Here is a 24,039-nt window from a genome sequence, read left to right on the forward strand (position 1 = left end):
CCTCCCGGGGACCTCCGGGAGGGCGGCGCGCCCGCTCTCTACCGCAGGCGGGCGGCGAGGGCCTTCTTGCTGACCTTGCCGACAGGGGTGCGGGGGAAGGAGTCGGCGGTCTCCAGGCGGTCGGGCCACTTGTAGGCGGCCAGGCCGCGCTCGCGGAGGAAGTCCTTGACGTCGCGCAGCGTCGGCGGCGCGCCCTTCGCCGCGTCGCGCAGGACGAGGACCGCGCAGGTCCGCTCGCCCATCACCGGGTCGGGGACGCCGACGACGGCCGCGTCGTGGACCGCCGGGTGCGCCAGCAGGTGGTCCTCCAGCTCCTCGGCGGACACCTTGTCGCCGCCCCGGTTGATCTGGTCCTTCTCGCGGCCCTCCACGACGAGGTGCCCGGACGGCAGCGCGCGGACGAGGTCGCCGGTGCGGTAGTAGCCGTCCGGCGTGAACGCGCGGGCGTTGTGCGCGGGCGCCCGGTAGTAGCCGCGCAGCGTGTACGGGCCGCGGGTGAGCAGCTCGCCGACCTCGCCGGGCCGGACCGTCCTGCCGTCGGCGTCCACGATCCGGATCTCGTCGGCCGGGGACAGCGGGCGGCCCTGCGTCCGCTCGACCAGGTCGGGCGGGTCGTCGAGCCGGGTGAAGTTCAGCAGGCCCTCCGCCATCCCGAACACCTGCTGGACGCGGCAGCCGAGCACGCCGGGCACCTCGGCGGCGCGCTCGGCGGCCAGCTTCGCGCCGCCGACCTGCAGCAGCTCGAGCGAGGACAGGTCGTCCTCGGCCCAGGTCGCCGCGTCCAGCCACAGCAGCGCGATCGGCGGGACGGCCGCGCAGGCCGTGACGCGCTCGCGCTCGATGAGGGGGAACGCCTCGTCCGGCGCCCCGGACGGCGCCAGCACCACCGTCCCGCCGGTCGCGAACACGCCGAGCAGCCCCGGGCAGGCGAGCGCGAAGTTGTGCGCGGCGGGCAGCACCACGAGGTAGACCGTGTCGCGGCTGAAGCCGCACAGCTCGGCGCTGGCCTCCAGGTTGTAGACGTAGTCGCGGTGCGTGCGCGGGATCAGCTTCGGCAGCCCGGTCGTGCCGCCCGACAGCAGCATGACGCCGACGTCGGCGGGATCGGGGCGCGGGTACCCGGCGGGGTCGGCGTCCAGGTCGGCGAGGGCGGTGAACTCCTGCGCGTCGCCGTCGACGACGACGTGCTCGACGGGCAGCGTCCGGGCCATCGCGCGGTAGTCGAAACCGGCGTCGGTCTCGCCGCACACGTAGGCGCGGGCCTCCGCCAGCTCGCACAGGTACCGGATCTCGCTCTCGCGGTGCGCGGGCAGCGCGAGGACGGGCACCGCGCCGATCCGCACGAGCGCCAGGAACGCCACCACGAAGCCGGCCGTGTTGGGCAGCTGGACGACGACGCGGTCCCCGCGCCGGACGCCCAGCCGCAGGAATCCGGCGGCGGTCCGCTCGGCGCGCCGGTCGAGCTCGGCGTAGGTGAGGCGGTCGCCGCCGGCGACGAGCGCGGTCCGGTCCGGGTCGCCGCGCAGGACGCCGCCGAGGACCCGGTCCGTCCAGTAGCCCTCCGCCTTGTAGCGCTCTTCGAGCTCGGCGGGCCAGGGGGTGAAGCCGTCCATGACGGCCGGAGTGGTGTCCGCCATCGGTCAGCGTCCGGCGAGCTGGGCGGGGGCGCCGGGGACGGGTTCGGCGGGGTCGGAGCCGAGCGCCACGATCCGGTTCGCGGCGTCGACGTGCACGACGCGCGGCTGGTGCGCGGCCACCTCGGCGTCGTCGAGCGCGGCGTAGGTGATGACGATGACGAGGTCGCCGGGCTGGACCAGGCGCGCCGCCGCGCCGTTCACGCCGATGACGCCGCTGCCCGCCTCGCCGGTGATGGCGTAGGTGACCAGCCGGGAGCCGTTGGTGATGTCGACGAGGTGGACCTGCTCGCCCTCGACGATGCCGGCCGCCTCCATCAGCCCGGCGTCGATCGTCAGCGATCCGACGTAGTGCAGGTCGGCCTGGGTCACGGTCGCTCGGTGGATCTTTCCGTTCATCAGCGTGCGCTGCACCGGGAGGGCCCCTTCTCTCACGATCAACTAAGGATAGGCTTACCTTAGCTATTCCCCCATCCGAGGAGAACCCCCGACGATGCTCCGGCGCCTCGCCCTGGACATCGGCCCGCTGCGCGACAGCCGGCCGTTCCGCAACGTGTTCATCGCCCGCACCGTCTCGGTCTTCGGGATCGGCATGCTGGCCGTCGCCGTCCCCGTGCAGGTCTACGACCTGACCGGCTCCACCGTGCAGGTCGGCGCCGTGTCGGCCGCCGAGGGCCTCGCGCTGCTCGCCGGGTTCCTGTGGGGCGGCGTGCTCGCCGACCGGCGGGACCGGCGGCGGCTGATGCTGCGCGCCCGCACCGCCTCCGGGATCGCGTTCGCGCTGCTCGCGCTGAACGCGTTCCTGCCGTCCCCGTCGTCCGCGGCGCTGTACGTCCTCGCCGCCTGGGACGGGCTCGCCACCGGCGTGGCCGTCACCGCGCTGCTCGCCGCGACGCCCGCCCTCGTCGGCCCGGACAAGCTCGTCGCGGCGGGCGCGCTGAACGCGCTGACCGTCCGGCTCGGGTCGATGCTGTCGCCCGCGCTCGGCGGCCTCGTCGTGTCGGCGTTCGGCGTCGGCTGGAACTACGCGGCGGCCGCCGCCGGGACCCTCGGCACGCTCGGCCTGCTGACCTCGCTGCCGGCGCTCGAGCCCGCGCGCGGGGACGGGACGGACGCCCATCCGCTGAAGTCGATCGGCGGCGGGGTGCGGTTCGTCGCGTCCCACCGCGTCGTCGGCTCGCTGATGCTGCTCGGCCTGCTGTTCATGGTCGCGGGCGGCATCCCCGTGCTGATGCCGGCGTTCGCCGAGCACGGCCTCGGCGGCGGGCCCACCACGGTCGGGCTGCTGTACGCCGCGCCCGCCTGCGGCGCCGTCCTCGCCTCGCTCACCAGCGGCTGGGCGGGGACGGTCCGCGTCCCCGGCCTCGCGCTGCTCACCGCGTCCGTCGCCGGGTTCGCCGCGCTGGCGTGCACCGGCCTCGCCCGGCACCCGGCGGTCGCCGTCGCGATCCTGTTCGGGTACGGGTTCGCCGCGTCCGTCGAGGAGATCCTGCGCTACGGCCTCATCCAGTCGCACACACCCGACTCGCACCTCGGCCGCGTGAACTCCCTGTGGGCGGCGCAAGAGACCGGCGGGACCGCGATCGGGTCGCTCGGCGCCGGCGCCCTCGGCGACTACCTGGCCCCGGGCTCGGCGATCGTCGTCTACGGCACGGTCAGCGCCGTCCTGGCCCTGGCGTTCGCCCTCGCCCTCACCGCCCTCCGCACCGCCACCCTCACCCCCGCCCCCGAACGTTGAGTTGCGGCGAGGTGGGCTTCGACCTCGTCGTCGGACATCGCGTCGATCTTCAGGCGGATGGCGGCGGCGGCCTCCAGGCGGCCGGGCGCGTCCTCCAGCTCGGTGAAGCGGCGGGCGATGCGCGCGATCGTCCGCTCGGCGAACAGGACCCGGACCGGCAGCACGGAGGTGTCCAGCGCCTCGCGCAGCCGCGCGACCACGGTCGTGGCGAGGACGGAGTCGCCGCCGAGGGCGAAGAAGTCGGCGTCCGCGCCGACGCGCTCCCTCCCCAGGACCTCGGCGGCGATCCGGGCCAGCACCTTCTCCAGGGACGTCGCGGGCTCGGCGTAGGGGGCGGCGTCCTCGCCGGCCTCGGCGGCGGCGAGCGCGGCGAGCGCCTTGCGGTCCACCTTGCCGTTCGCGGTGAGCGGCAGCTCGGCGACGGGGACGAGCACCTCCGGCACCATGTGCGGCGGCACGAGGCCGCGGGCGTGCGCCAGCACCGCGTCGGCGGGGACGCCGCCGGGGGTGACGGCGGCGCACAGCCGGTTCCCGGCGAGCAGCGCGACGGCGCGCCCGACGGCCGGGTGGTCGGCCAGCGCCGCCTCGACCTCGCCGAGCTCGACGCGGAAGCCGCGGACCTTCACCTGTTGGTCGCGGCGGCCGAGGAACTCCAGCGTGCCGTCCGGGCGGTAGCGGGCGAGGTCGCCGGTCCGGTACCAGCGGACGCCGTCGCGGACGACGAACCGGTCGGCGGTGCGCTCCGGGTCGCCGGTGTAGCCGTCGGCGACGCCCGCGCCGCCGATCCACAGCTCCCCCGCGACCCAGTCGGGGCGGTCGCGGCCCAGGTCGTCGGCGACGCGGCAGGCGACGCCGCCGAGCGGCACCCCGTACGGGACGGCGCGCCAGTCGGCCGGGACCTCGCCCGCGACCTCCTGCACCGTGGAGTGGATCGCGGTCTCGGTGGTGCCGCCGAGCGCGACGAACCGGGCGCCCGGCGCGCGCTCGGCGAGCAGCCCGGGCAGGTGCGTGCCGACCCAGTCGCCGCCGAGCAGCACCAGCCGCAGCGACGGGACGGGCCCGGACCGCAGCAGCATCTCCAGCACGGACGGGACGCTGTTCAGCACCGTCACCGACCACCGGGCGGCGAGGGCGTGCCAGCGGGCGGCGTCGCGCCGCTCGTCCTCGTCCGGGACGACCACGGCGCCGCCCGCCGTCCAGGGGGCGAACAGGTCGAACACCGACAGGTCGAAGTCGAGCGCGGAGACGCCGAGGGCGACGTCGTCCGGGCCGAGGGCGAAGCGCCCGACGAGGTCGCCGATGGTGTTCATCGCGGCGCCGTGCGAGACCTCGACCCCCTTCGGCTCGCCCGTCGAACCGGACGTGAACAGCACGTAGGCGATCTGGCCTGGCTGGACCGCGACCGGTTCCGGCAGCGGCTCGGCGGCGGGCTCGAAGGCCGGGGTGATGGACGCGGCGACGGCGGCGCCCGCGCGGATCCGCTCGCGGCGGGCCGCCGGCTGCTCGGGTCCGATGGGCACGTAGGCGGCGCCCGCGGCGAGGACGCCGAGCGCGGCGGCGGCCTGCCCGTGGCCCTTGGGAAGCTCGATCGACACCCGGTCCCCCGGGCGGACGCCTTGCGCGGCCAGTGCGGCGGCGATGCGCAGCGCCCGGTCGGCGAGTTCGGCATAGGTGAGGGTGCCGCCGTCGCCCCAGTGCAGCGCGGGGGCGTCAGGGGTGCGGCGGGCGTGCTCGAAGAAGCCCCTGGTCAGGGTCGAGGGCGGCGGTGCCTCGGTGGCGTTGAGGCGGCGCCGGACGCGCATCTGCTCCGGCGTCGCGCCGATGCGCAGCGGCACGTCCCAGTCGGCGCCGTCCGCGCCGAGCCGGGCGATCGCGGCGGTGTAGGCGGCGAACATCGCCTCGGCGACGCCGTCGGGGAACGCGGGGCGGCGGACGTCCCAGTTCAGCAGCAGGCCGCCGGACACCTCGGTGACCTGCGCGTCCAGCAGCACCTGCGGGCCCTGCGAGATGATCCAGGCGGGCTCGCCGAACCGCTCGCGGACCGCGTCGCCGAACAGCTCGCCGAGGTTCAGCGCGCTGGTGTAGACGATCGGCGCGAGGACCTGCTCGCCGCGCAGCCGCGACAGGTCGCGCAGCACCTCGAGGCCGGAGTAGTCGCTGTGCGCGCCGGCGGTGTGCAGGTTCGCCTGCAGCGCGCGGGCGCGCGCGGCGAACGGCAGCTCCTCGGTGAGGTCGGCCTCCAGCATGATCGAGCCGGTGAAGTCACCGACGACGGAGTCCACGTCCGGGTGGACGGGCTCGCGGTGGAAGAGCGGCAGGTTCAGCAGGAACCGCGGCGTCGCCGACCACGCGCCGATGACCTCGGCGAACACCGCGGCGAGCGCCATCGCGGGGGTGACGCCCGCGGCGTGCGCGCGGGCGATCAGCCGGGCCCTGCCCTCCGGCGGCAGCCAGTGGTGCAGCCGCTCCACCTCGTCGCCCGGTTCGGGGACGACCGGCAGCTCGGGCGGGCCGGGCAGGTCGGCGAGGCGCTCGGCCCACCACCGCCGGTCCTGCTCGCGGGCGGCGGCGCGCGGGTCGTCGGCGAGGTAGCGGGCGTAGCCGTAGCGGATCGGGGGGAGGGTCTCGCCCGCGTAGAGCGCGGCGAGGTCGGCCAGCATGACGCGGTAGCTCATCGCGTCGGCGGCGACCATGTCGACGTCCAGGTGGAGCCGGGCGGTGCCCTCGGGGAGCAGGCTGAGGCGGGCGTCGAAGACGCGGCCGTCCTCGATGGGCAGCCGCTGCCGCGACATCTCGGCTCGGATCCGGTCCAGTTCGGGGCCCGGGTCGGCGGCGCCGCGCAGGTCGTGGACGGTCACGGCGGGCCCGGGCCGCTCGGGCAGGATCCGCTGCGTCCCGTCGTCGCCGAACGCGGCGCGCAGCATCGGGTGCCGTCCGGCGAGCGCGCGCACGGCCGCCTCGAACCGGTCCGGGTCGATGGCGCGGCCGTCCAGCTCGACGTAGAGGTGCGCGGCGACCGAGCCGAGCGACTGGCCGGAGTCGCGGCCGATCCAGTACGCGTGCTGCATGAGGGCGAGCGGGAACGGGCCGTCGGGTTCGCCCTCGCCGGGTGCGCCCTCGTCGGGCTCGGGCGCGGGTCCGGGCGGGCGGGCCTCCATCTGGCCCCGCTCGGCGAGCAGATCCCACCAGCCGGCGAGGGTGGGCCGTTCGGCCAGCTCGGCGAAGCGCACCTCGACGCCGCGGCGGCGGAGCCGGCCGGTCAGCTGCATGAGCCGGATCGAGTCCATCCCGAGCTCGATGAGGTTGTCGCCCGGTCCCGCCTCCTCGCCCAGCACCTCGGTCAATGCGGCGTGCAGCTCTTCTCGCGTCAGCACGGAACCCCCTCAACTTAGGTAAGGCTAACCTAATTTGATTGCCGGTCCGGCGTCAACGCGGGGCGGTCAGGCGGCCGTCCGGCGCCCGGCCGCGAGCAGCAGCCAGGCCAGGTAGGCGCCGCCGAGCACGCCGGTCACCACCCCGACCGGCATCGCCACCGGCAGGTGCAGCGAGATCAGGTCGCCGCAGGCCAGCAGCGCGGCGCCGGTCAGCCCGGCGGGCAGCGGCTGCACACCGGGACGCCGCGTCAGCCGCCGCGCGAGCTGCGGCGCCGCGAGCGCGACGAACGGGACGGGCCCGGCGGCCGCGGTCGCCGCCGCGACGAGGCCGACGCCCACGACCGTCAGCAGCGCCCGCGTCCGCTGGACGGGCACGCCGAGCGCGCGCGCCGCGTCGTCGCCCATCTCCCCCATGCCGAGCGGGCGGGACAGCAGCAGCGCCGCGGGTACGAGCACCGCGAGCGCGGCGGCGAGCGGCGTCGCCTGCGCCCAGCCGCGCCCGTTCAGGCTCCCGGTCAGCCAGAACGCGGCCTCGTACGCCTCGCGCAGTTCGGCGCGGGTGATGAGGTAGGAGTTCGCCGCCTCCAGCATCGCGGCGGCGGCCACGCCGACCAGCACCAGCCGGACGCCGTGCACGCCGCCGCCCCGCCGGTAGGCGACCAGGTAGACGCCCGCCCCGGTGAGGAAGGCGCCCGCGACCGAGCTGACGGTGATCGCGACCGCGCCGCCGCCGAACACCAGGATCTGCAGCAGCGCGCCGGTCGCCGATCCGGTGGTGAAGCCGATGAGGTCGGGGCTGCCGAGCGGGTTGCGGGACATGCTCTGGAAGATCGCGCCGCTCATGCCGAGCGCCAGCCCGGCCAGCAGCCCGGTGACGGCGCGCGGCAGCCGCAGCGTCCGGACGATGAAGTCGGTCGCCGCGTCGCCCTGCCCGATGAGCGAGCGCACCACGTCGGCGGGCGGGACGGGGAACTCGCCGGAGCCGACGACGAGCACCGCGGCACCCGCCGCGACCAGCGCCACCAGCCCGCACACCAGCGCCGCCCGCGGCTCCCACCGCACCGACACCCCGCCGGCCCGCACCACGCGGCTCACAGCTCACGCGTCCTTCCCCGCCGGACGATCAGCATGAACAGCGGCGCGCCGAGGAACGCGGTGACGATCCCGGTCTGCAGCTCGCCCGGCGCGGCGACGCGTCCGGCGATGTCGGCGGCGAGCAGCACGACGGGCGCGAGCAGCATCGAGTACGGCAGCACCCAGCGCTGGTCGGGCCCGACGAGCGCGCGGACCGCGTACGGGACGGCGAGGCCGAGGAACGTGATCGGCCCGACGGCCGCGGTCGCCGACCCGCACAGCAGCACGACCGCGAGGGCGCCGAGCCCCCGCGTCCGCCCGGGGTGCGCGCCGAGCGCGCGGCCCGCCTCGTCGCCGAGGCCGAGGGCGTTCAGCGGCCGGGCGAGCAGCAGCGCGAGGACCGTCCCGGCGGCGATGAACGGCAGGACGCGGACGAACACCGCGGTGTCCCGCCCGGCGAGGGTGCCGACCTGCCAGAACCGGAAGCCGTTGAAGGCGCGCGGGCTGAGCAGCATCAGGCCGGCCGTCAGCGCGCTGAACACGGCGTTCACGGCGGCGCCGGCGAGCACCAGCCGGGCGGGCGAGGCACCGCCGCGCCCGCGCGCGCCGATCGTGTGGACGAGCACCGCGGCGCCGGCGGCGCCGATGAACGCGGCCCACACGTAGACCAGGACGTCGTCGGCGCGCAGCGCCCCGATGACGATGACGACCGCGAGCGCGGCGCCGCCGTTCACGCCGAGCAGGCCGGGCTCGGCGAGGGGGTTGCGGGTGAGCGCCTGCATCACCGCGCCGGCCAGGCCGAGCGCGACGCCGGCGCCGATCCCGAGCAGGGTGCGCGGGAGCCGCAGCTCGTGCACGATCAGCGCGTCCCGCGACCCGTCCGGCGCGAGCACGGCCGGCGCGACCTTCCCGAGCGGGACGTGCTCGGCGCCGACGGCGAGGCTCGCCGCGGCCGCCAGCAGCAGGAGGACGGCGAGGGCGCCGAGCCCGGCCCAGCGGCCCGCCGGACGCCGGGCGGGAGGCGCGGCGGCCTCCTCCGCCGGGGGTGTGCGGGGGGTTCTCCGCGCGAGGGACAGCACAGTTAATAAGGCTAGCCTAAGCTAACTCACCGCTTCCACCCCTCCCATCTTCCGACCCGGAGCCCGCACCAATACACGCGTATGGTATACATGCGTATTGGAGACTGAACGTTTGTATGGGAGGTGGAGCGTGACGGAGCCGGGCCCCGCGGCGGAGGATCTGACGGCGCGGGCGCGGATCAGGGACGCCGCGCTGGAGATGTTCGCCGAGCACGGCATGAAGGGCGCCACGTTCCGCGGCATCGCCGAGGCCGCCGGCGTCTCGGTCGGGCTCGTCCAGCACCATTTCGGCTCCAAGCAGGAGCTCCGCGAGGCGTGCGACGCCTACGCGCTCGACACGATCCGCCGGCTCAGCGCCGAGAAGATCGACGGGATCGGCGACCCGGGGTTCCTGGCGAAGGCGATGCGGATCGACCTGCCGGTGCGCCGCTACCTCGCCCGCGCGCTCGTCGACGGCTCCCCCGCCGCCGCGCGGGTGTTCGACGACCTGGTCGACACCACCGAGGCCTACTTCGCCGCCGACCTGCCACCCGGGGTGAACGCGCCCGCCACCACCGACGTGCACGCCTACTCCGCCGCCCTCGTCGCGATGACGATCGGGATGGAGGTGCTGCACGAGCACCTGTCGCGGGTGCTCGGCGTCGACACCTTCACCCCCGAGGGCTCGCTGCGGCTGCGCCACGCCCTCTTCGAGATCATCGACGACCGCCTGCTCAGCCGGGACCTCGCGGCGCGCGCCCGCGCCGCGATGCGGGCGTACGAGAGCGAAGGTTTCGGGCGCACCGCCCGCGCCGGGAACGGCGCTCCCACCGAGGAAGGCCCATGAAAGAAGGCTGGGATGACTGACGCTGTACGGGCCGACGGCCTGGTCAAGACGTTCGGCCGGACGCGCGCGCTCGACGGGCTCGACCTGCGCGTGGCGTCCGGGGAGGTGCACGGCTTCCTCGGCCCGAACGGCGCCGGGAAGTCCACCGCCGTCCGCGTCCTGCTCGGGCTGATGCGCGCCGACGCCGGGACCGCCGCGCTGCTCGGCGGGGACCCCTGGCGGGAGGCGACCGCCCTGCACCGGCGCCTCGCCTACGTCCCCGGCGACGTCACGCTGTGGCCGAACCTGTCCGGCGGCGAGGTCATCGACCTGCTCGGGCGGCTGCGCGGCGGGCTGGACGACCGCCGCCGCGCCGACCTCCTCGACCGCTTCGAGCTGGACCCGAGGAAGCGGGGCCGCGCCTACTCCAAGGGCAACCGGCAGAAGGTCGCGCTCGTCGCGGCGTTCGCGTCGGACGCCGAGCTGCTCATCCTCGACGAGCCCACGTCCGGCCTGGACCCGCTCATGGAGGAGGCGTTCCAGGAGTGCGTGCGGGAGGAGCGGCGCGCCGGCCGGACGGTCCTGCTGTCCAGCCACATCCTCAGCGAGGTGGAGGCCCTCTGCGACCGCGTCACCATCATCCGCAAGGGCCGCACGGTGGAGACCGGCACGCTCGCCGAGCTGCGCCACCTGACCCGCACGTCGATCCGCGCGGAGCTCGCCGGGCCGCCCGACGGCGTCCCGCTGCCCGGCGCGCACGACGTGCGCATCGACGGCGACACCATCTCCTTCGAGGTCGAGACGGCCGAGCTGGACGCCGCGCTCCGGCAGCTCACCGAGATCGGCGTCCGGTCCCTCACCAGCCGGCCGCCCACGCTCGAGGAGCTGTTCCTGCGGCACTACGAGGACGACCACGGCGGGCGGGCGCTCCGGGAAGACGGTGCGGCCCTGCAGGAAGGCGGCGTGGCATGACCGCCACGACGCTGCGGCCCCGGGCGCGGGCCGCCCGCGGGGACGGCGGCCTCGCGGGCGCGGGCACGCTGCTGAAGATGTGGCTGCGCCGCGACCGCGTGATGGTGCCGTCCTGGCTCTACCTGCTGACCGCGCTGGTGGCAAGCACCGTCTACAGCTTCAAGAACGGGTACGACACGCCCGCCTCGCTGGAGGGCTTCGCGCGCGGCATCAACGGCAACCCGTCCATGCGGGCGCTGTACGGGCCGGTGCTGAACGGCCACACGGCCGCGGGCGTCAGCGCGTGGCGCGTCGGCACGACCGGCGCCGCGCTCACCGCCGTGATGTGCGTGCTGCTCGTCGTCCGGCACACGCGCGCCGAGGAGGAGACGGGCCGGCTGGAGCTGGTCGGCGCCGCCGCCGTCGGGCGCCGCGCCCCGCTGACCGCCGCGCTCGCCGCCGCCGTGACGGCCGCCGCGACGGCGGCGGCCCTGGCCGCGATCGTCATGCTGCTGTTCGGGCTGCCGGCCGCCGGGTCGGTCGCGTTCGGGCTGTCCTGGTTCGGAGCGGGCCTGGTGTTCGCCGGGGTCGCCGCCGTCACCGCGCAGCTCGGCGAGACGTCCCGGCTGGCCAACGGGCTGGCGTTCGGCGTGCTCGCCGCCGCGTACCTGGTCCGGGGCGTGGCGGACGCCGGTTCCGCGCACTGGCTGTCCTGGCTGTCCCCGATCGGCTGGGCCCAGCGGGTGCGCCCGCACGCCGGCGAGCAGTGGGCCGTGCTGCTGCTCTCGCTCCTGGCGTTCGCGGTCCTGGCCGCCGCCGCGTACGCGCTGGCCGGACGGCGCGACCTCGGCGCCGGGATCATCTCCCCGTCGGCGGGCCCCGCCAGGGCGGCGGCGTCGCTGCGCGGCCCGCTCTCGCTGGCGTGGCGGCTGCAGCGCGGCACGCTGCTCGGCTGGTCCACCGCGTTCCTGGTGTACGGGCTCGCCATCGGCGGCGTCGCCGACGGCGTCGGCGACCTGGTCAACGGCAGCGACGCCGTCCTCGACGACATCCGCGAGATGGGCGGGCAGCAGGACCTCGCCGACGCGTTCCTCGCCACCGCCATGGGCCTGATGGCCCTGTTCGCGTCGGCCTTCACGGTGCAGGGCGTGCTGCGGATGCGGGCGGAGGAGAGCGGCGGGCGCCTCGAGCCGGTGCTCGCGGCCGCCGTCGGCCGGACCCGCTGGGCCGCTGCGAACCTCGCCGTCACCGTCGCGGGCACGGCGGTGCTGCTCGGCCTCAGCGGGCTCGCCGTCGGGCTGGTGCACGGCGCCCGCACGCACGACCTGGGCGGCCAGCTCCCCCGGCAGCTCGGCGCCGCGCTCGTGCAGCTGCCGGCGGTGTGGGTCGTCGCCGCGGTCACCGCGCTGGTCTTCGGCCTGCTCCCCCGCGCGACGGCCGCCGGCTGGGGCGTGCTCGCCGCCTGCCTGCTGCTCGGGCAGGTCGGGCCGCTGCTGAAGCTGCCGCAGGCGGTCATGGACGTCTCGCCGTTCACGCACACGCCGAAGCTGCCCGGCGGCGGGTTCGGCGTCCTGCCGGTCGCCGCCCTGACCGCCGTCGCGGTCGCGGTCGCCGCGGCGGCGCTGCTCGGCTTCCGGCGCCGCGACATCGGCTGAGCCGGGGTACCGGGCCGGTCCCGGTACCCCGGCTTATGAGGCGTCGTGGTCGGGGTGGGACAGCAGCCACGCCCAGATCGCCGCCGGGTCCTCCGCGGTGCGCCGGGCGCCGCAGTGGCAGATGCCGGTGAGCCGGTCCGAGCCCGGCGACCACTCCACCCGCAGGCGGCCCGCGCTCATCGCGCGCCCGTGATCCGCTGCAGGACGCGCCGGGCCGCCAGCCCGCCGGTGTCGATGTTGATGGACAGCTCCTGGTAGCCCTCGGGCTCGGCGGCGATCACCGTCTCCAGGACGTTCAGGGCATCGACGTCCTGGAGGACGACGGTCCGGTTGCTGTCGCGCAGGAACCGCGAGACCTCCGCGTCGTCCAGCGCGAAGTCGCGGGCGACCCACCAGAAGTCGTGGGTGGTCGTGCCGGTCTCCGGGACGATCGCGTACCCGACCTCCACGTGGAAGGCGCGCGGGTCGTCGCCGTCCGGTCCGGGCTCCACGCCGGCCGGCGCGATCCGGCTGTGCAGCAGGTAGAAGCACGGCGGGTGGTACTCGATGTCCTGCCACCGGTCGATGCGGCCCTCGATGCCGGTCGACGTCGCGTAGAACGGCGGGCACTCGACGTCCTTCATGCGGCGGCTCACGTAGACGATCCCGGCCTCGTCGTCGACCTCCGTCGTGATCGGGGTCTGCGCGACCTCGGGCGTGCCGATGTACCCGGCGTGCAGGTACGTCTCGTGGGACAGGTCGAGCAGGTTGTCGACGAGCAGCTCGTACCGCGCGGCGAGCGGCTCCATGCCGCGGACGGTCACATAGTCCGGCGAGGTCAGCCAGGGGGCGCGCGGGATCGCGGCGGCGTCGCCCGTCCCGTCGCCGATCCACACCCAGACCAGGGAGTCCTGCTCGACGACCTGGTAGGCGGGGACGCGGGCGGTGCGCGGGATCCGGGTCTGCCCCGGCACCGCGACGCATGCCCCGTCGGGCGCGTAGGTGAAGCCGTGGTAGCCGCAGACGATCCGGTCGCCGTCGCGGTTGCTCCGCGAGAGCGGGAAGCGCCGGTGCACGCAGCGGTCGGCGAGCGCGACGGCCCGGCCCGCCCCCGTCCGGTACATGACGAGCGGCTCCCCGCAGATCGTCCGGGCGAGCAGTCCCTCGCCCACCTCCTCGCTGTAGGCGGCGACGTACCACTGGTCGCGTGCGACGGCCATGGGCTGCTCCATTTCGGGGTGGGCGAAGGATCGTGGGGACGACCCTCGCCGCCGCCCGTGAGCCCGGGCCACCCCGATTCCGTCCAGCGGAAGAACCCGCGGGCGGGCCGCCCGGACGTGGGTCAGACCTCGCGCATCGCCGATTCCGGCGGCCGCAGGGCGCGCGGCGCGCCGAGCGCGCGGGAGATGCCCCGGGCGCCGGCCCGCACGACCGGGACGAGCGAGCGCGCCTCCCAGCCGGACGCCGGGACGACGACCGCGACGGCCGCCACCACCGCGTCGTCCGGGCCGAACACCGGCGCGCCGACCGACATCGCGAACGTCTCCACCTGCCCGTCGCTGACCGCGGCCCCGGTCCGCCGGACCTCGGCGAGGGCGCGGCGCAGCTCGGGCCCGGTGGCGATGGTCCGTCGCGTGAAGCGGCGCAGCGGCCCGGCGATCGCCCGTTCCTGCAGGTCCCGGTCGGAGTGCGCGAGCATGGCGAGGCCGACGCCGGTCGCGTGCGCGGGCCAGCGGCCCCCGACGCGGGAGAACACGTGCACGGCGTCGCGGGCGGAGATCCGCTCGATGTAGACGACGTCCAGGCCGTCCAGGACGGCGAGGTGGACGTTCTCGTGGGTGGCCTCGTACAGGTCCTCCAGGAACGGCATCGCCGCCTCGCGGAGCGCCGGCCCGCGCGCGAGCGCGCCGACCTCCCACAGCCGCAGCCCGACGCGGTAGAGGCCCGCGTCGTCGCGTTCGAGCGCGCCCCAGGAGGCCAGCTCGCCGACGAGCCGGTGGGCGGTGGACAGCGGCAGCCCGGCGCGGCGCGCGAGCTGCGTGATGGTCAGCGCCGGGCGCTCGGGGGTGAACGCGCCGAGGATGCCGAGGACCCGGCTGGTCACGGTGGGGCGCCGACCGGGCACGGCGCGGCCGGCGGGCACGGCGCCGTGCTCCTGCGACGCCGCGCCGGAGGCGTCGTCGGGCATGCGGGCCGTCCTCTCGGGCATCAGGCCTGAAGTTAGGCGTAGGCTTCACAGCGGTCAAGCTTGTGCCGAACATCGAGGTCCCGGGCCTCCGGGGCCGCGCTGCGCGGCGGGACGACGGGAGCCGGGCGGATGGGACGACAGGGCGACGCGGCGGCGGACGCCCTGGACGGCGAGCAGGCGCCGCCCCGGCTCCGGCCCCGGACGCTGATGCTCACCTACCTCGGCAACTACGTGCTCGGCCGCCGGGTCGCGGTGTTCTCCGGCAGCTTCATCGACGCCTTCGCCCGGCTCGGCGTCGGCGAGCACGCCGTCCGCTCGACGCTGGCCCGCATGGTCGGCCGCGGGCTGCTGGCGCGGCACCGCGCGGGCCGCCGCATGCACTTCGGCCTCACTCCGCGCTGCGAGGCGATCCTGCTCGACGGCGAGGACCGGGTCTGGCGGCGCGGCGTGCTGAACACCGACTGGGACGGAACGTGGACGGTGCTGGCGTTCTCGCTGCCGGAGTCCTGGCGCCGCGTCCGGCACGACCTGCGCGCCCGGCTGGCCTGGGCGGGGTTCGGGTCGCTCGGCAACGGCACCTGGATCGCGCCGTCGGCGGTCGACGTCCCCGCGCTCGTCGGCGGGCTCGGCCTGGACGGGCGCCTCAAGGTGTTCACCGGCCCGGCGCGGCCGCCGACCGACGTCCCGGCGATGCTCCGCGAGGCGTTCGACCTCGGCCCCCTCGCCGCCGGCCACCGGGCCTTCCTGCGCCGCTGGGACCGCCCCGACCCGCTGCCGGACGCGCCCGACGCCCTGGCCCGCTACCTGTGGATGTCGGCCGAGTGGCTGGAGCTCGTCCGCGCCGACCCGCGGCTTCCGGTGGAGCACCTGCCGGAGGGCTGGCCCGCCGTCCGCGGCCAGCGGGTGCTGATGGAGCTGCGCCGCCGCTGGGAGGCGCCGGCCCGCCGCATCGCCGACGCGTCGATGGAGTGCGTCGAGCTCTGACCGCCGCCCCGGCCGCTCAGGCCGGTTCAGACTCGCGCCGTCATCTTCGGCACGGTCTCGCCGATCAGGTGCATGAGCGTCTCTTCGAGCAGCAGGTGCACCTGCGGCCGGGTGAGCCGGCCGTGCCGCAGCCACTCGCGGGTGGCGGCCTCCGCCATCCCGCTGAACCCGCGCAGCGCCGAGCGCACCTCCGGGTGCTCGGCGGCGAGCCGCGCCAGCCCCACCACCTCGGTGATGTGGTCGACCGCGCCCTCCCGCGCCGCGTCCACCAGCCGGGCGAGGTCGTCGTCGCCCGCCGTCCCGGCGGCCATGTCCAGCGCGACGAGCCAGGTGCCGGCGTTGCGCTCCAGCAGCTCCAGCCAGCCGGTGATGCTCTCGGTGACGCGCTCGCGGACGCTCGCGCCGGGCTCGTAGGCGGGCACCGGCACCGGCGGGATGTCCAGCATCCGCTCCACGACCGCGAGGTACAGCTCCCGCTTGGTGCCGAAGTAGTGGTTCAGCAAACCCCGGCTGACGCCCGCCACCGCCGCGATCTCGGTGTTGGAGACCTCCTCGTACGGCCGTTCGCTGAACAGCTCCCGCGCGCACACCAGGATCTGCTCGCGCCGCTCGTCACGGTCCTTGCGCACCCGTACCCGCTCGCCCATGTCTCCCTGTCCGCACCTCTTCGCCCGCCGCCGCCCGGCGGTCCGGGTCGCGGCGGCGCGTTCCAGTGTCCCAGAAGCACGGACCCCCACGTCACGTCCGCGGCGAGGCCGGAGCGGGCGGGCGGCCGCGCCCGCCGGTCACCGGGGCGCCGGGAGGGTGATCCGGACGGTGGTGCCCGCGCCGCGGGGGCTGTCGACGTCGACCCGGCCGCGCAGCGCGCGGACCCGGTCGGTGAGGCCGGCGAGACCGCCGCCGGGGACGGCGCCCGCGCCGCCCGCGCCGTCGTCGCGGACCTCGGCGACCACGCGGCCGTCCTCGTCCCGCACCGCCACCCGGATCTCCGCGGCGCCGGCGTGCTTGGCCGCGTTCGCCAGCGCCTCGCAGAGCGCGAAGTACAGCGTCGACTCGATCTCCGGCGGGTACCGGCGGTCGGGCAGGTCGAGCCGGACGGGCGCCGCGGACCGCGCGGCGACGAGCCGCATCGCGGCGGCCAGCCCCGCGTCGGTGAGGATCGCCGGGTGCACGCCGCGGGCCAGGCCGTCCAGTTCGGCGGCCGCCTCCGCCAACTCCCGGCGGCACACGCGCGCCTGCTCGCGGGCCCGCGGGCCGGCCGCCTCCTCCAGCCCTTCGAGCAGGTCCTCCAGCGCGCGCAGCCGCTGCTGGGCACTGCGCTGCAGCTCGCCGGCGAGGCGCTCGCGCTCCGCCGCCTGGACGCGGACGAGCCGCTCCCGCGCGTCGCGCGCCCGCTCCAGGTTCGCCCGCGCCGCGGCCTGCAGCCGGACGGTCTCCAGCGCCCGCCCGCCCGCGATGAGCGCCGCGTCGACGAGCGGCGCGTGCCGGCGCAGCCGGTCGTCGGCGTCCACCGCCGCGAGCGGCTCCCCCGCGGACGTGCGCACCTCGTGCCGCCACCGGCCCGGCGCCCGCCCGGCACCGCCCGCGACCCGGCGCCCGGCGACGTCGACGTACCCGTCCTCCGCCCACAGCCACAGGTCGAGGGTGCCGTCGCGCAGGACGCGGCGCAGCGCGTCCCGCACCTTCTCCACCGAGACCGGGTCGGTGAGGCGCTGCATCCGCTCGGCGGCGGTCAGCTCGGCCAGCCGGGCGCGCAGCGCCGCGGCGAGGAACGCCAGCGGCAGCACCGTCGCGAACACGCCCTGGACGAGGTACACCTCCATGACGTCGTCCAGGGTCACGTGGCGGCCGATGAGCGAGTTCTGCACCGCGAGCGCCCCGGCGACGCCGACCGTGACGGCGGCGGCGACCGGCACCGTGTACCGGCGGTCGAGCCGGCCTGTCCCCGGCAGCCGCAGCAGCAGGATGATGACGAGCACCCCGGCCAGCACCGCCTCCAGGGTCGTGACGGCCCGGTACGTGCAGTCGAACGCCTCCCGGTGGGGGGTGACGGACGGCCATGCGACCGCGCCGCCGAACCCGTTCCAGGCGGGCCGCGACAGCGCGCACAGCGCGGCCTGGCCGCCGATCATGACGACCGCGGTGGCACCGGTCCACAGCCGGACGACGGCGCCGTCGAGCCGGCCGCCGGGGTAGAGCAGCACGCCCACCCCGATCGCGACGAAGAACACCGACTGCGCGAACACCGACACCACCGGGCCGGCGCCCGCGTTCCAGCTCCCCGTCCAGGTCAGCGCCCACGCCGCCGCGCCGGCGGTGAACGCCGCGCCGGTCCGGCGGCCGAGCGGCCCGGCCGCCAGCAGCCCGCCCGCGACGGCGAACCCGCCGCAGCACGCCAGGGTGACCGCCGCGGCGGCGGGATGACCGCGCCAGTACGGCCAGCCCGCGGCGAGCGCTCCCGCCGCCACCGCCGCGCCCCCCGCGGCGGCGCGGCGCAGCGGGGCGCCGAACCACGACGGCGCCCGCACGCGCACCGACCTCAACAGCCGTCCCTTTCCTCGTCGGGGCCCTGCGGGCCCGCGCCGCGACCGCGCACACGGCGAGCCGGCGGCCGCGATCCGGGAAACCACCGGGCGGGCCTCGGGTTTCCCCGGATGCGCCCGGGGCGCGGCGGCGGGAGGATGGGTACGCCGGACGGCCACGGGCACGGCCCGCGGCGCGGCACGGTGGCGTGCGGGGGCCACCACCGGCATCACGTTCCGCGACCGGACTCGTACGCCGAATTCTCTCCGGCGCGGCGCCGTGCGCGAAAGGCCGTTACCCGATCGATGCGCGGGACGGCCGGGTCACCGGGCCCCCGGGATCACCGGGTCTCGGCGGCGCGCAGCCAGGTGAGCACCGCCAGCACCCGCTTGTTGCTGTCCTGCGGGCCGGGCGGGCCGCCCGACGAGGTGATCTTGAGCTTGGTGAAGATGGCCCGGACGTGGTCCTCCACGGTGCGGGCGGACAGGTGCAGCCGCTTGCCGATCCCGGCGTTGGAGTGCCCCTCGGCCATCAGGCCCAGCACCTCCCGCTCGCGGCCGGACAGCCGGGCCAGCTCCCGCTCCCGGTGCCGGGCCTCGACCAGCCGGCTCACCACGTCCGGGTCGATGACGACCTCGCCGCGCACCACCCGCTCCAGCGCGCCGCGCAGGTTGTCGACGTCGGTGACGTGGTCCTTCAGCAGGTACCCGACGCGGCGCGGCTGGTCGCGGAACAGCTCCATCGCCTGCGGCGTCTCGTTGTAGGCCGACAGGACCAGCACGCCGATCCCCGGGTGGCGCCGCATCAGCTCGCGCGCCGCGACCACGCCCTCGTTGGTGTGCGTCGGCGGCATGTGCAGGTCGACGACCGCGACGTCCGGCGGGTCCTCGGCGACGCGGGCGAGCAGCTCCTCGCCCGAGGCCGCGGACACCGTCACCTCGACGCCGACCGTGGTGAGCAGGGTGACCAGGGCCTGCCGGAAGATCCCGCTGTCCTCCGCCACGGCTACTCGCATGGCAAGACCATCCTTACCGTCGTGCCCCGGGTGGGCTCGCCGTCGATTTCCACGTGTCCGCGCAGCGCCCTGATCCGCCCGGCCAGCCCGCCGGGCACCGCGCCGGACTCCCCGCCCGGGCGTTCCCCGTCGTCGCTGACCTCGGCCACCAGCAGGTGACCGTCCGGGCGCACCCGGACGGTCACGCGGGTCGCACGCGCGCGCTCGACAGCGTACGACAATGCCTCGCAAAGCACCGAGTAAAGCGTGGACTCGATCTCGCGGGAGTAGCGCTCGGCGGTCACGTCCAGCAGCACCCGGGTGCCGAGCCGTTCGGCGACGACCTCCAGCGCCGGGCCGAGGCCGTCCTGGACGAGCAGCGCCGGCTGCACCTCGCGGGCGAGCGCGCGCAGCTCGGCCAGCGCCGCCATCAGCTCCGCGCGGCACGTGCGCGCCCGCTCCTTGACGTCCGGGTCCTCGGCGAGGGCCTCCAGGGTGCCGAGCATCGCGCCGAGCGCGAGCAGCCGCTGCTGCGCGCCGTCGTGCAGGTCGCGGGCCAGCCGCTCGCGCTCCACGGCCTCGGCGCGCACGAGCCGCTCGTACGCCTGGCGCACCTGCTCCAGGCCGGCCTGGACGTTGGACTGCAGCCGCGCCGTCTCCAGCGCCCGGCCGCCGGCCTCCAGCGCCGCCTCGACCAGCGACCCGTGGTCGCGCAGCGCCGCGCCCAGCTCCACGATCGCGAGGGGCTCGCCCGCGGCGGTCTCGACGCGGCGGCGCCACCGGCCCCCGTCCCCCACGGCCGGGTCGCCGGCGTCCTCGCCCGCCGGCACCTCGTCCTCGGCGTCCATCGCGACGGGGCGTCCGGAGATGTCGACGTAGACCTGCTCGGCGGGCGCCCAGAACCACAACTGCAGCGAGGGGTCGTGCAGGACGTCGCGCAGCGCGTCGCGGATCCGCTCCACCGACACCGGGGCGGTCAGCCGCAGCATCCGGCCGGCGACGGCCAGCTCCGCGAGCCGGATCCGCAGCCCCGACGCCAGCAGCGCGAACGGGATGAGGGCGGACACCGCGCCCTGCACCGCGTACACCCGCAGCAGCGCGTCCAGCGAGATGGACTCCTCCATGATGGGCCGCTGCGTCAGCGCCGCGGAGATCCCGACGAACGCCAGCGCCACGGTCACCGGCAGCGTGACCGCCCGCCGCATCCGGCTCATCCTCGGCAGCCGCAGCAGCAGGACGACGGCGAAGGACAGCGCGAGCACGATGTACAGCGCGGCGGCGACCTCCAGGACGGCGCGGAACGCCGCGTGGTCGGGGAACGGCGCCGGCCACCACACGTGCCGGCCCCGGAACGCCGCCCACTCCGGACGCGAGGTGACCCACAGCGCGGTCGGGCAGCCCCACAGGACCGCGCAGGCGAACACCGTCCAGATCCGGTCGGCGAGGTACTCCAGCCGCCCGGCCGGGTACAGCAGCACGCCCACCGCGAGGGCGAGGTAGAAGTCGGCCTGGGCGTACGGGGACAGCACCGGTCCCGGCCCGGCGTCCCAGCTCGCCAGCCAGTTCACCGCCCAGGACAGGGACGCGGCGAGGAACAGCAGGCCCGTCCGCCGGGTGCGGGCGCCGGTCGCCAGCAGCACGCCGACGACCGCGATCCCGCCGGTGCTGGCCAGGGAGAGGGCCGCGGCGGCGGCGTGGTCGCGCCAGTACGGCCACCCCGCTGCCAGGGCGAGCGCGGCCACCGCGAGGCCGGCGGCGAGGGCGCGCCTCGTCTCCGCGCCGAACCACGGTGGCGACCTGCGCCTCCGCGGGGCGGATATCACCACGACCATCCTTTCCATGCTCGGGCCCGGGCCGGTCCGCCGGTACCGGGATCCCACGGGGGCGGGCACCGTGCTTTCCCGGACGCACCGGAAGTGTCCCCGGCCCGGCCCGTCCGGGAGAAGGGCGTTACCCGATCGCGACGCACGCCGCCGGACGCCCGCCGCCGGCGGGGGCCGGACCGCCCGCTGAAACGGGTCGCGCCGGGCTTGCGCGGAAGCCGTGATCCCCGCGCAATGGCACCGGCCTATGTTTGCGCTATCACGATTGCTTACTGGGTATTGACATGGGTCGGCGTTAGCGCAAACATTCAGGACACCCGACCGATGTGGAGCAGATCACAGTGACCACCGCAGCGCCCCCTCCCCCGTCCGGCACCGGCCCGTCCGGTTCCGGCCCGGGCGGCGGGCGGTCCCGCGCGGCGGTCATGGACGACGTCGCGGCGCTCGCGGGCGTGTCGGCGATGACGGTGTCGCGGGTGCTGAACGACCCGGGCAAGGTCGCGCCGCGCACCCGCGAGCGGGTGCTCGCGGCCATGCGCGAGCTGGACTACCGGCCGAACTCGGCGGCGCGCGTCCTCGCGACCGGCCGGTCCGGGGTGCTCGGCGTGGTCAGCTTCGACACGACGCTGTACGGGCCCGCCTCGACCCTGTACGGGATCGAGCGGGCCGCGCGCAGCGCCGACTACATGATCAACATCGCCAGCCTCGGCTCGCTCACCCGGCGCTCCATCGAGGACGGCGTGCAGCGGCTGCGCGCCCAGTCGGTGGACGGGATCGTCATCATCGCGCCGCACCAGTCGGCGGCCGAGGGGCTGCGGCGGCTGCCGCCGGACATGCCGGTGGTGGCGGTCGGCGCGGGCGACGACCTGCCGGTGCCGGTCGCGTCGGTGGACCACCGCGCGGGCGCGGTGCGGGCCGTCCGGCACCTGCTGAGCCTCGGCCACGAGACGGTGTGGCACATGGCCGGCCCGGCGGACTGGATCGACGCCAGCGCCCGCGTGGACGGCTGGCGCTCGGTGCTCGCCGAGGAGGGCCGGGAGGCCCCCGAGCCGCTGTCCGGCGACTGGAGCGCCCGGTCGGGGTACGAGCTCGGCCGGCGGCTGGCCGCCGACCCGGCGGTGACCGCGGTGTTCGCCGCCAACGACCCGATGGCCCTCGGCCTGCTGCGCGCGCTGCGCGAGGCGGGCCGCCGCGTCCCGGAGGAGGTGAGCGTGGTGGGCTTCGACGACGTTCCGGAGGCTCCCTACTTCGCGCCGCCGCTGACCAGCGTCCGGCAGCCGTTCGGCGAGGTCGGGCGGCACGCGTTCCAGCTGCTGCTGGAACGCGTCGACGACCCCGCGGGCGAGGGCGCCGGCCCGCCGGCGCGCCGCACCGTGGAACCGGAGCTGGTGGTGCGGGAGAGCACGGCCGTGCGGCCGGGCGGCCGCTGACGCCGGCCGCGGGAGGGGCCCGTATCGCGCGGCGCGAATGTTAGCGCTAACACAAGCTAGTGCCAGGTTGATTCGAGAGGGGCGGCACACGTTGCGCATCACCGAGATCGGCACCCATGTCCTGGGGACACCGTGGCGGAACCTCACCTTCGTGACCGTCCGCACCGACGAGGGCCTCACCGGCGTCGGCGAGGCCCGGATGCTCGGCCGCACCGACGCCCTGGCCGGCTACCTCGCCGAGGCGGAGCGCCGGCACATCGCCGGCAGCGACCCGTTCGACGTCGAGGACCTCGTCCGCCGGATGAAGTACGGCGACTTCGGCCGCGCGGGCGAGATCGTCATGTCCGGCATCGCGTGCGTCGAGATGGCGTGCTGGGACATCATCGGCAAGGCGCTCGGCCAGCCGGTGTGGCGGCTGCTCGGCGGCAAGGTGCGCGACCGGGTCAAGGCCTACGCGAACGGCTGGTACACCGTCGACCGGACCCCGGACGACTTCCACGCGGCGGCGAGGCGCGTCGTCGACCGCGGTTACCGGGCGCTCAAGCTCGACCCGTTCGGCGCCGGCCGGATGGACCTGGACCACGCCGGGACGGTGCTGGCCATCGACCTGGTCGAGGCGGTGCGGGACGCGGTCGGCCCCGACGTCGAGCTGCTCATCGAGATGCACGGCCGCTTCTCCCCCGCGACCGCGATCCGGCTCGCCGGCCTGCTCGCCCCGTTCGACCCGGCCTGGCTGGAGGAGCCCGTCCCGCCGGAGAACCTCAAGGCGCTCGCCAAGGTGGCGGCGCACACCGGGCTGCCCATCGCGACGGGCGAGCGCGTCCACGACCGCATCGAGTTCCGCGAGCTGCTGGAACTGCAGGCCGCCGACGTGCTGCAACCCGACGTCGGGCACAGCGGCGGCATCGCGGAGGTCCGCAAGCTCGCCGCGACCGCCGAGACCTACTACGTGCAGGTCGCGCCGCACAACGTCGGCGGGCCGGTGCTGACCGCCGCGAGCCTCCAGCTCGGCGTCTGCACCCCCAACTTCAAAATCTTGGAGCACTTCAACGACTTCGCCGACGCCGCCGTCAAGGACGTCGCGAAGGGCGCCCCGCAGGTCGTCGACGGCCACTTCGCCCTGCCGGACGCGCCCGGCCTCGGCGTCGAGCTGGACCTCGACGCGGTCGCCGCCTTCCCCCAGCAGCACGCCGACTTCGACCTGTACGCCGACGGCTGGCACTTCCGCGGGACGCGCCGTTGAGCCGCGCGGTGGTCGTGGAGGCGCCGGGCCGCTGGCGGATCGACGCCGGCGACCCGCCGGAGCCGGGCCGCGGCGAGGCCCGGGTCCGGGTCGCCGCCGCCGGGCTGTGCGGCAGCGACCGCGAGCTGTTCGACGGCGCGCGCCCCGAGGGGTTCGCCGGGTACCCCGTCGTCCCCGGGCACGAGTGGTCCGGCACGGTCGAGGCGGTCGGCCCCGACACCGACCCGTCGCTGGTCGGCGCCGCCGTCGTCGGCGAGGGGTTCCGCGGCTGCATGACGTGCGGGCGTTGCCGGGAGGGCGCCCCGAACCTGTGCGCGAGCCGCTACGACGAGACGGGCTTCACCCGGCCCGGCGCGTTCGCCGACCACCTGCTGGTCCCCGCCCGGCTGCTGCACGTGCTGCCGCCCGGCGCCGACCTGCGCGCGGCGGCGCTGCTGGAGCCGGCCGCGGTCATCGCCGGGGCCGTCCGGCACGCGGCGCCGCGTCCGGGCGAGACCGTCGCGGTCGTCGGCGCCGGCACGCTCGGGATGCTCGCGCTGCAGTTCCTCGCCGCGTCGTCGCCGGC

Annotated in this window: 20 protein-coding genes; 8 read left to right on the forward strand and 12 right to left on the reverse strand. The window is 76.2% G+C overall.

The features are described 5' to 3' along the window. Positions 1-38 precede the first annotated feature (38 nt). Together F8568_RS34300 and panD are read right to left on the reverse strand one after the other, a co-directional pair. Positions 39-1,637, reverse strand: a complete 1,599-nt coding sequence (locus F8568_RS34300; protein WP_236009471.1) for a (2,3-dihydroxybenzoyl)adenylate synthase — start codon at positions 1,635-1,637, stop codon at positions 39-41. Between the two features lie 3 nt (positions 1,638-1,640). Next, positions 1,641-2,048, reverse strand: coding sequence for an aspartate 1-decarboxylase (panD, locus tag F8568_RS34305; RefSeq protein WP_151597223.1), 408 nt, complete (start codon positions 2,046-2,048; stop codon positions 1,641-1,643). A 79-nt stretch (positions 2,049-2,127) separates the two neighbouring features. On the opposite strand from panD, the gene entS reads away from it, so the two are divergent. After that, on the forward strand, positions 2,128-3,372 hold the full coding sequence (gene entS / locus F8568_RS34310) for an enterobactin transporter EntS (RefSeq protein WP_151597193.1): 1,245 nt from the start codon (positions 2,128-2,130) through the stop codon (positions 3,370-3,372). Here entS and F8568_RS34315 read toward each other — a convergent pair. From F8568_RS34315 to F8568_RS34325, 3 genes are all read right to left on the reverse strand, one after another. Next, positions 3,279-6,746: a non-ribosomal peptide synthetase gene (locus F8568_RS34315; protein WP_151597831.1), complete on the reverse strand. Its 3,468-nt coding sequence runs from the start codon at positions 6,744-6,746 to the stop codon at positions 3,279-3,281. The two genes, entS and F8568_RS34315, sit on opposite strands and share 94 nt — an antisense overlap. A gap of 66 nt (positions 6,747-6,812) precedes the next feature. Further along, a complete protein-coding gene (locus tag F8568_RS34320) occupies positions 6,813-7,841 on the reverse strand; it encodes a FecCD family ABC transporter permease (protein ID WP_151597191.1) in 1,029 nt (342 codons plus the stop codon). Beyond that, positions 7,838-8,899, reverse strand: coding sequence for a FecCD family ABC transporter permease (locus tag F8568_RS34325; RefSeq protein ID WP_328601101.1), 1,062 nt, complete (start codon positions 8,897-8,899; stop codon positions 7,838-7,840). The genes F8568_RS34320 and F8568_RS34325 overlap by 4 nt, the downstream gene beginning before the upstream one ends. Before the next feature lie 130 nt (positions 8,900-9,029). Between F8568_RS34325 and F8568_RS34330 the strand changes: the two genes are divergently transcribed. Genes F8568_RS34330 through F8568_RS34340 form a run of 3 tightly spaced genes read left to right on the forward strand, consistent with a single transcriptional unit; the run spans position 9,030 to position 12,310 of the window. Further along, the gene (locus F8568_RS34330; RefSeq protein ID WP_328601100.1) at positions 9,030-9,725 is read left to right on the forward strand and encodes a TetR/AcrR family transcriptional regulator; all 696 of its coding nucleotides are present in this window, start codon (positions 9,030-9,032) and stop codon (positions 9,723-9,725) included. Between the two features lie 12 nt (positions 9,726-9,737). Then, positions 9,738-10,676 (forward strand): ABC transporter ATP-binding protein, encoded by a 939-nt coding sequence (locus F8568_RS34335; RefSeq protein WP_151597190.1) that lies wholly within the window; start codon positions 9,738-9,740, stop codon positions 10,674-10,676. Beyond that, positions 10,673-12,310 (forward strand): ABC transporter permease, encoded by a 1,638-nt coding sequence (locus F8568_RS34340; protein WP_151597189.1) that lies wholly within the window; start codon positions 10,673-10,675, stop codon positions 12,308-12,310. The genes F8568_RS34335 and F8568_RS34340 overlap by 4 nt, the downstream gene beginning before the upstream one ends. Positions 12,311-12,343: 33 nt before the next feature. Here F8568_RS34340 and F8568_RS47175 read toward each other — a convergent pair whose 3' ends face one another. From F8568_RS47175 to F8568_RS34350, 3 genes are all read right to left on the reverse strand, one after another. Continuing rightward, positions 12,344-12,490, reverse strand: a complete 147-nt coding sequence (locus F8568_RS47175; protein ID WP_202125554.1) for a hypothetical protein — start codon at positions 12,488-12,490, stop codon at positions 12,344-12,346. Continuing rightward, complete coding sequence (locus tag F8568_RS34345) at positions 12,487-13,509, reverse strand: aromatic ring-hydroxylating dioxygenase subunit alpha (protein WP_151597188.1); 1,023 nt, start codon at positions 13,507-13,509, stop codon at positions 12,487-12,489. The genes F8568_RS47175 and F8568_RS34345 overlap by 4 nt, the downstream gene beginning before the upstream one ends. Before the next feature lie 122 nt (positions 13,510-13,631). Beyond that, positions 13,632-14,498, reverse strand: coding sequence for an IclR family transcriptional regulator (locus F8568_RS34350; protein ID WP_202125553.1), 867 nt, complete (start codon positions 14,496-14,498; stop codon positions 13,632-13,634). A 108-nt stretch (positions 14,499-14,606) separates the two neighbouring features. Between F8568_RS34350 and F8568_RS34355 the strand changes: the two genes are divergently transcribed. Continuing rightward, the gene (locus F8568_RS34355) at positions 14,607-15,461 is read left to right on the forward strand and encodes a PaaX family transcriptional regulator (protein ID WP_202125552.1); all 855 of its coding nucleotides are present in this window, start codon (positions 14,607-14,609) and stop codon (positions 15,459-15,461) included. Between the two features lie 26 nt (positions 15,462-15,487). Here the strand turns inward: F8568_RS34355 and F8568_RS34360 are convergent, their stop codons facing one another. The 4 genes from F8568_RS34360 to F8568_RS34375 form a co-directional block, all read right to left on the reverse strand. Beyond that, a complete protein-coding gene (locus F8568_RS34360; RefSeq protein ID WP_151597187.1) occupies positions 15,488-16,108 on the reverse strand; it encodes a TetR/AcrR family transcriptional regulator in 621 nt (206 codons plus the stop codon). A 138-nt stretch (positions 16,109-16,246) separates the two neighbouring features. Further along, positions 16,247-17,995 (reverse strand): ATP-binding protein, encoded by a 1,749-nt coding sequence (locus F8568_RS34365; protein WP_328601104.1) that lies wholly within the window; start codon positions 17,993-17,995, stop codon positions 16,247-16,249. Between the two features lie 329 nt (positions 17,996-18,324). Continuing rightward, on the reverse strand, positions 18,325-18,999 hold the full coding sequence (locus tag F8568_RS34370) for a response regulator transcription factor (RefSeq protein ID WP_151597185.1): 675 nt from the start codon (positions 18,997-18,999) through the stop codon (positions 18,325-18,327). Further along, complete coding sequence (locus tag F8568_RS34375) at positions 18,990-20,810, reverse strand: sensor histidine kinase (RefSeq protein WP_151597184.1); 1,821 nt, start codon at positions 20,808-20,810, stop codon at positions 18,990-18,992. The genes F8568_RS34370 and F8568_RS34375 overlap by 10 nt, the downstream gene beginning before the upstream one ends. A 332-nt stretch (positions 20,811-21,142) precedes the next feature. Between F8568_RS34375 and F8568_RS34380 the strand changes: the two genes are divergently transcribed. The 3 genes from F8568_RS34380 to F8568_RS34390 form a co-directional block, all read left to right on the forward strand. Continuing rightward, on the forward strand, positions 21,143-22,231 hold the full coding sequence (locus tag F8568_RS34380; RefSeq protein WP_328601099.1) for a LacI family DNA-binding transcriptional regulator: 1,089 nt from the start codon (positions 21,143-21,145) through the stop codon (positions 22,229-22,231). 91 nt (positions 22,232-22,322) lie between these two features. Further along, the gene (locus F8568_RS34385; protein ID WP_151597183.1) at positions 22,323-23,474 is read left to right on the forward strand and encodes a mandelate racemase/muconate lactonizing enzyme family protein; all 1,152 of its coding nucleotides are present in this window, start codon (positions 22,323-22,325) and stop codon (positions 23,472-23,474) included. After that, a partial coding sequence (locus F8568_RS34390; RefSeq protein ID WP_151597832.1) for a zinc-dependent alcohol dehydrogenase occupies positions 23,471-24,039 on the forward strand: 569 nt, incomplete at its 3' end. The genes F8568_RS34385 and F8568_RS34390, both read left to right, overlap by 4 nt.

The sequence above is a fragment of the Actinomadura physcomitrii genome (assembly GCF_008923205.2).
GTDB classification, from domain to species: Bacteria; Actinomycetota; Actinomycetes; order Streptosporangiales; family Streptosporangiaceae; genus Spirillospora; species Spirillospora physcomitrii.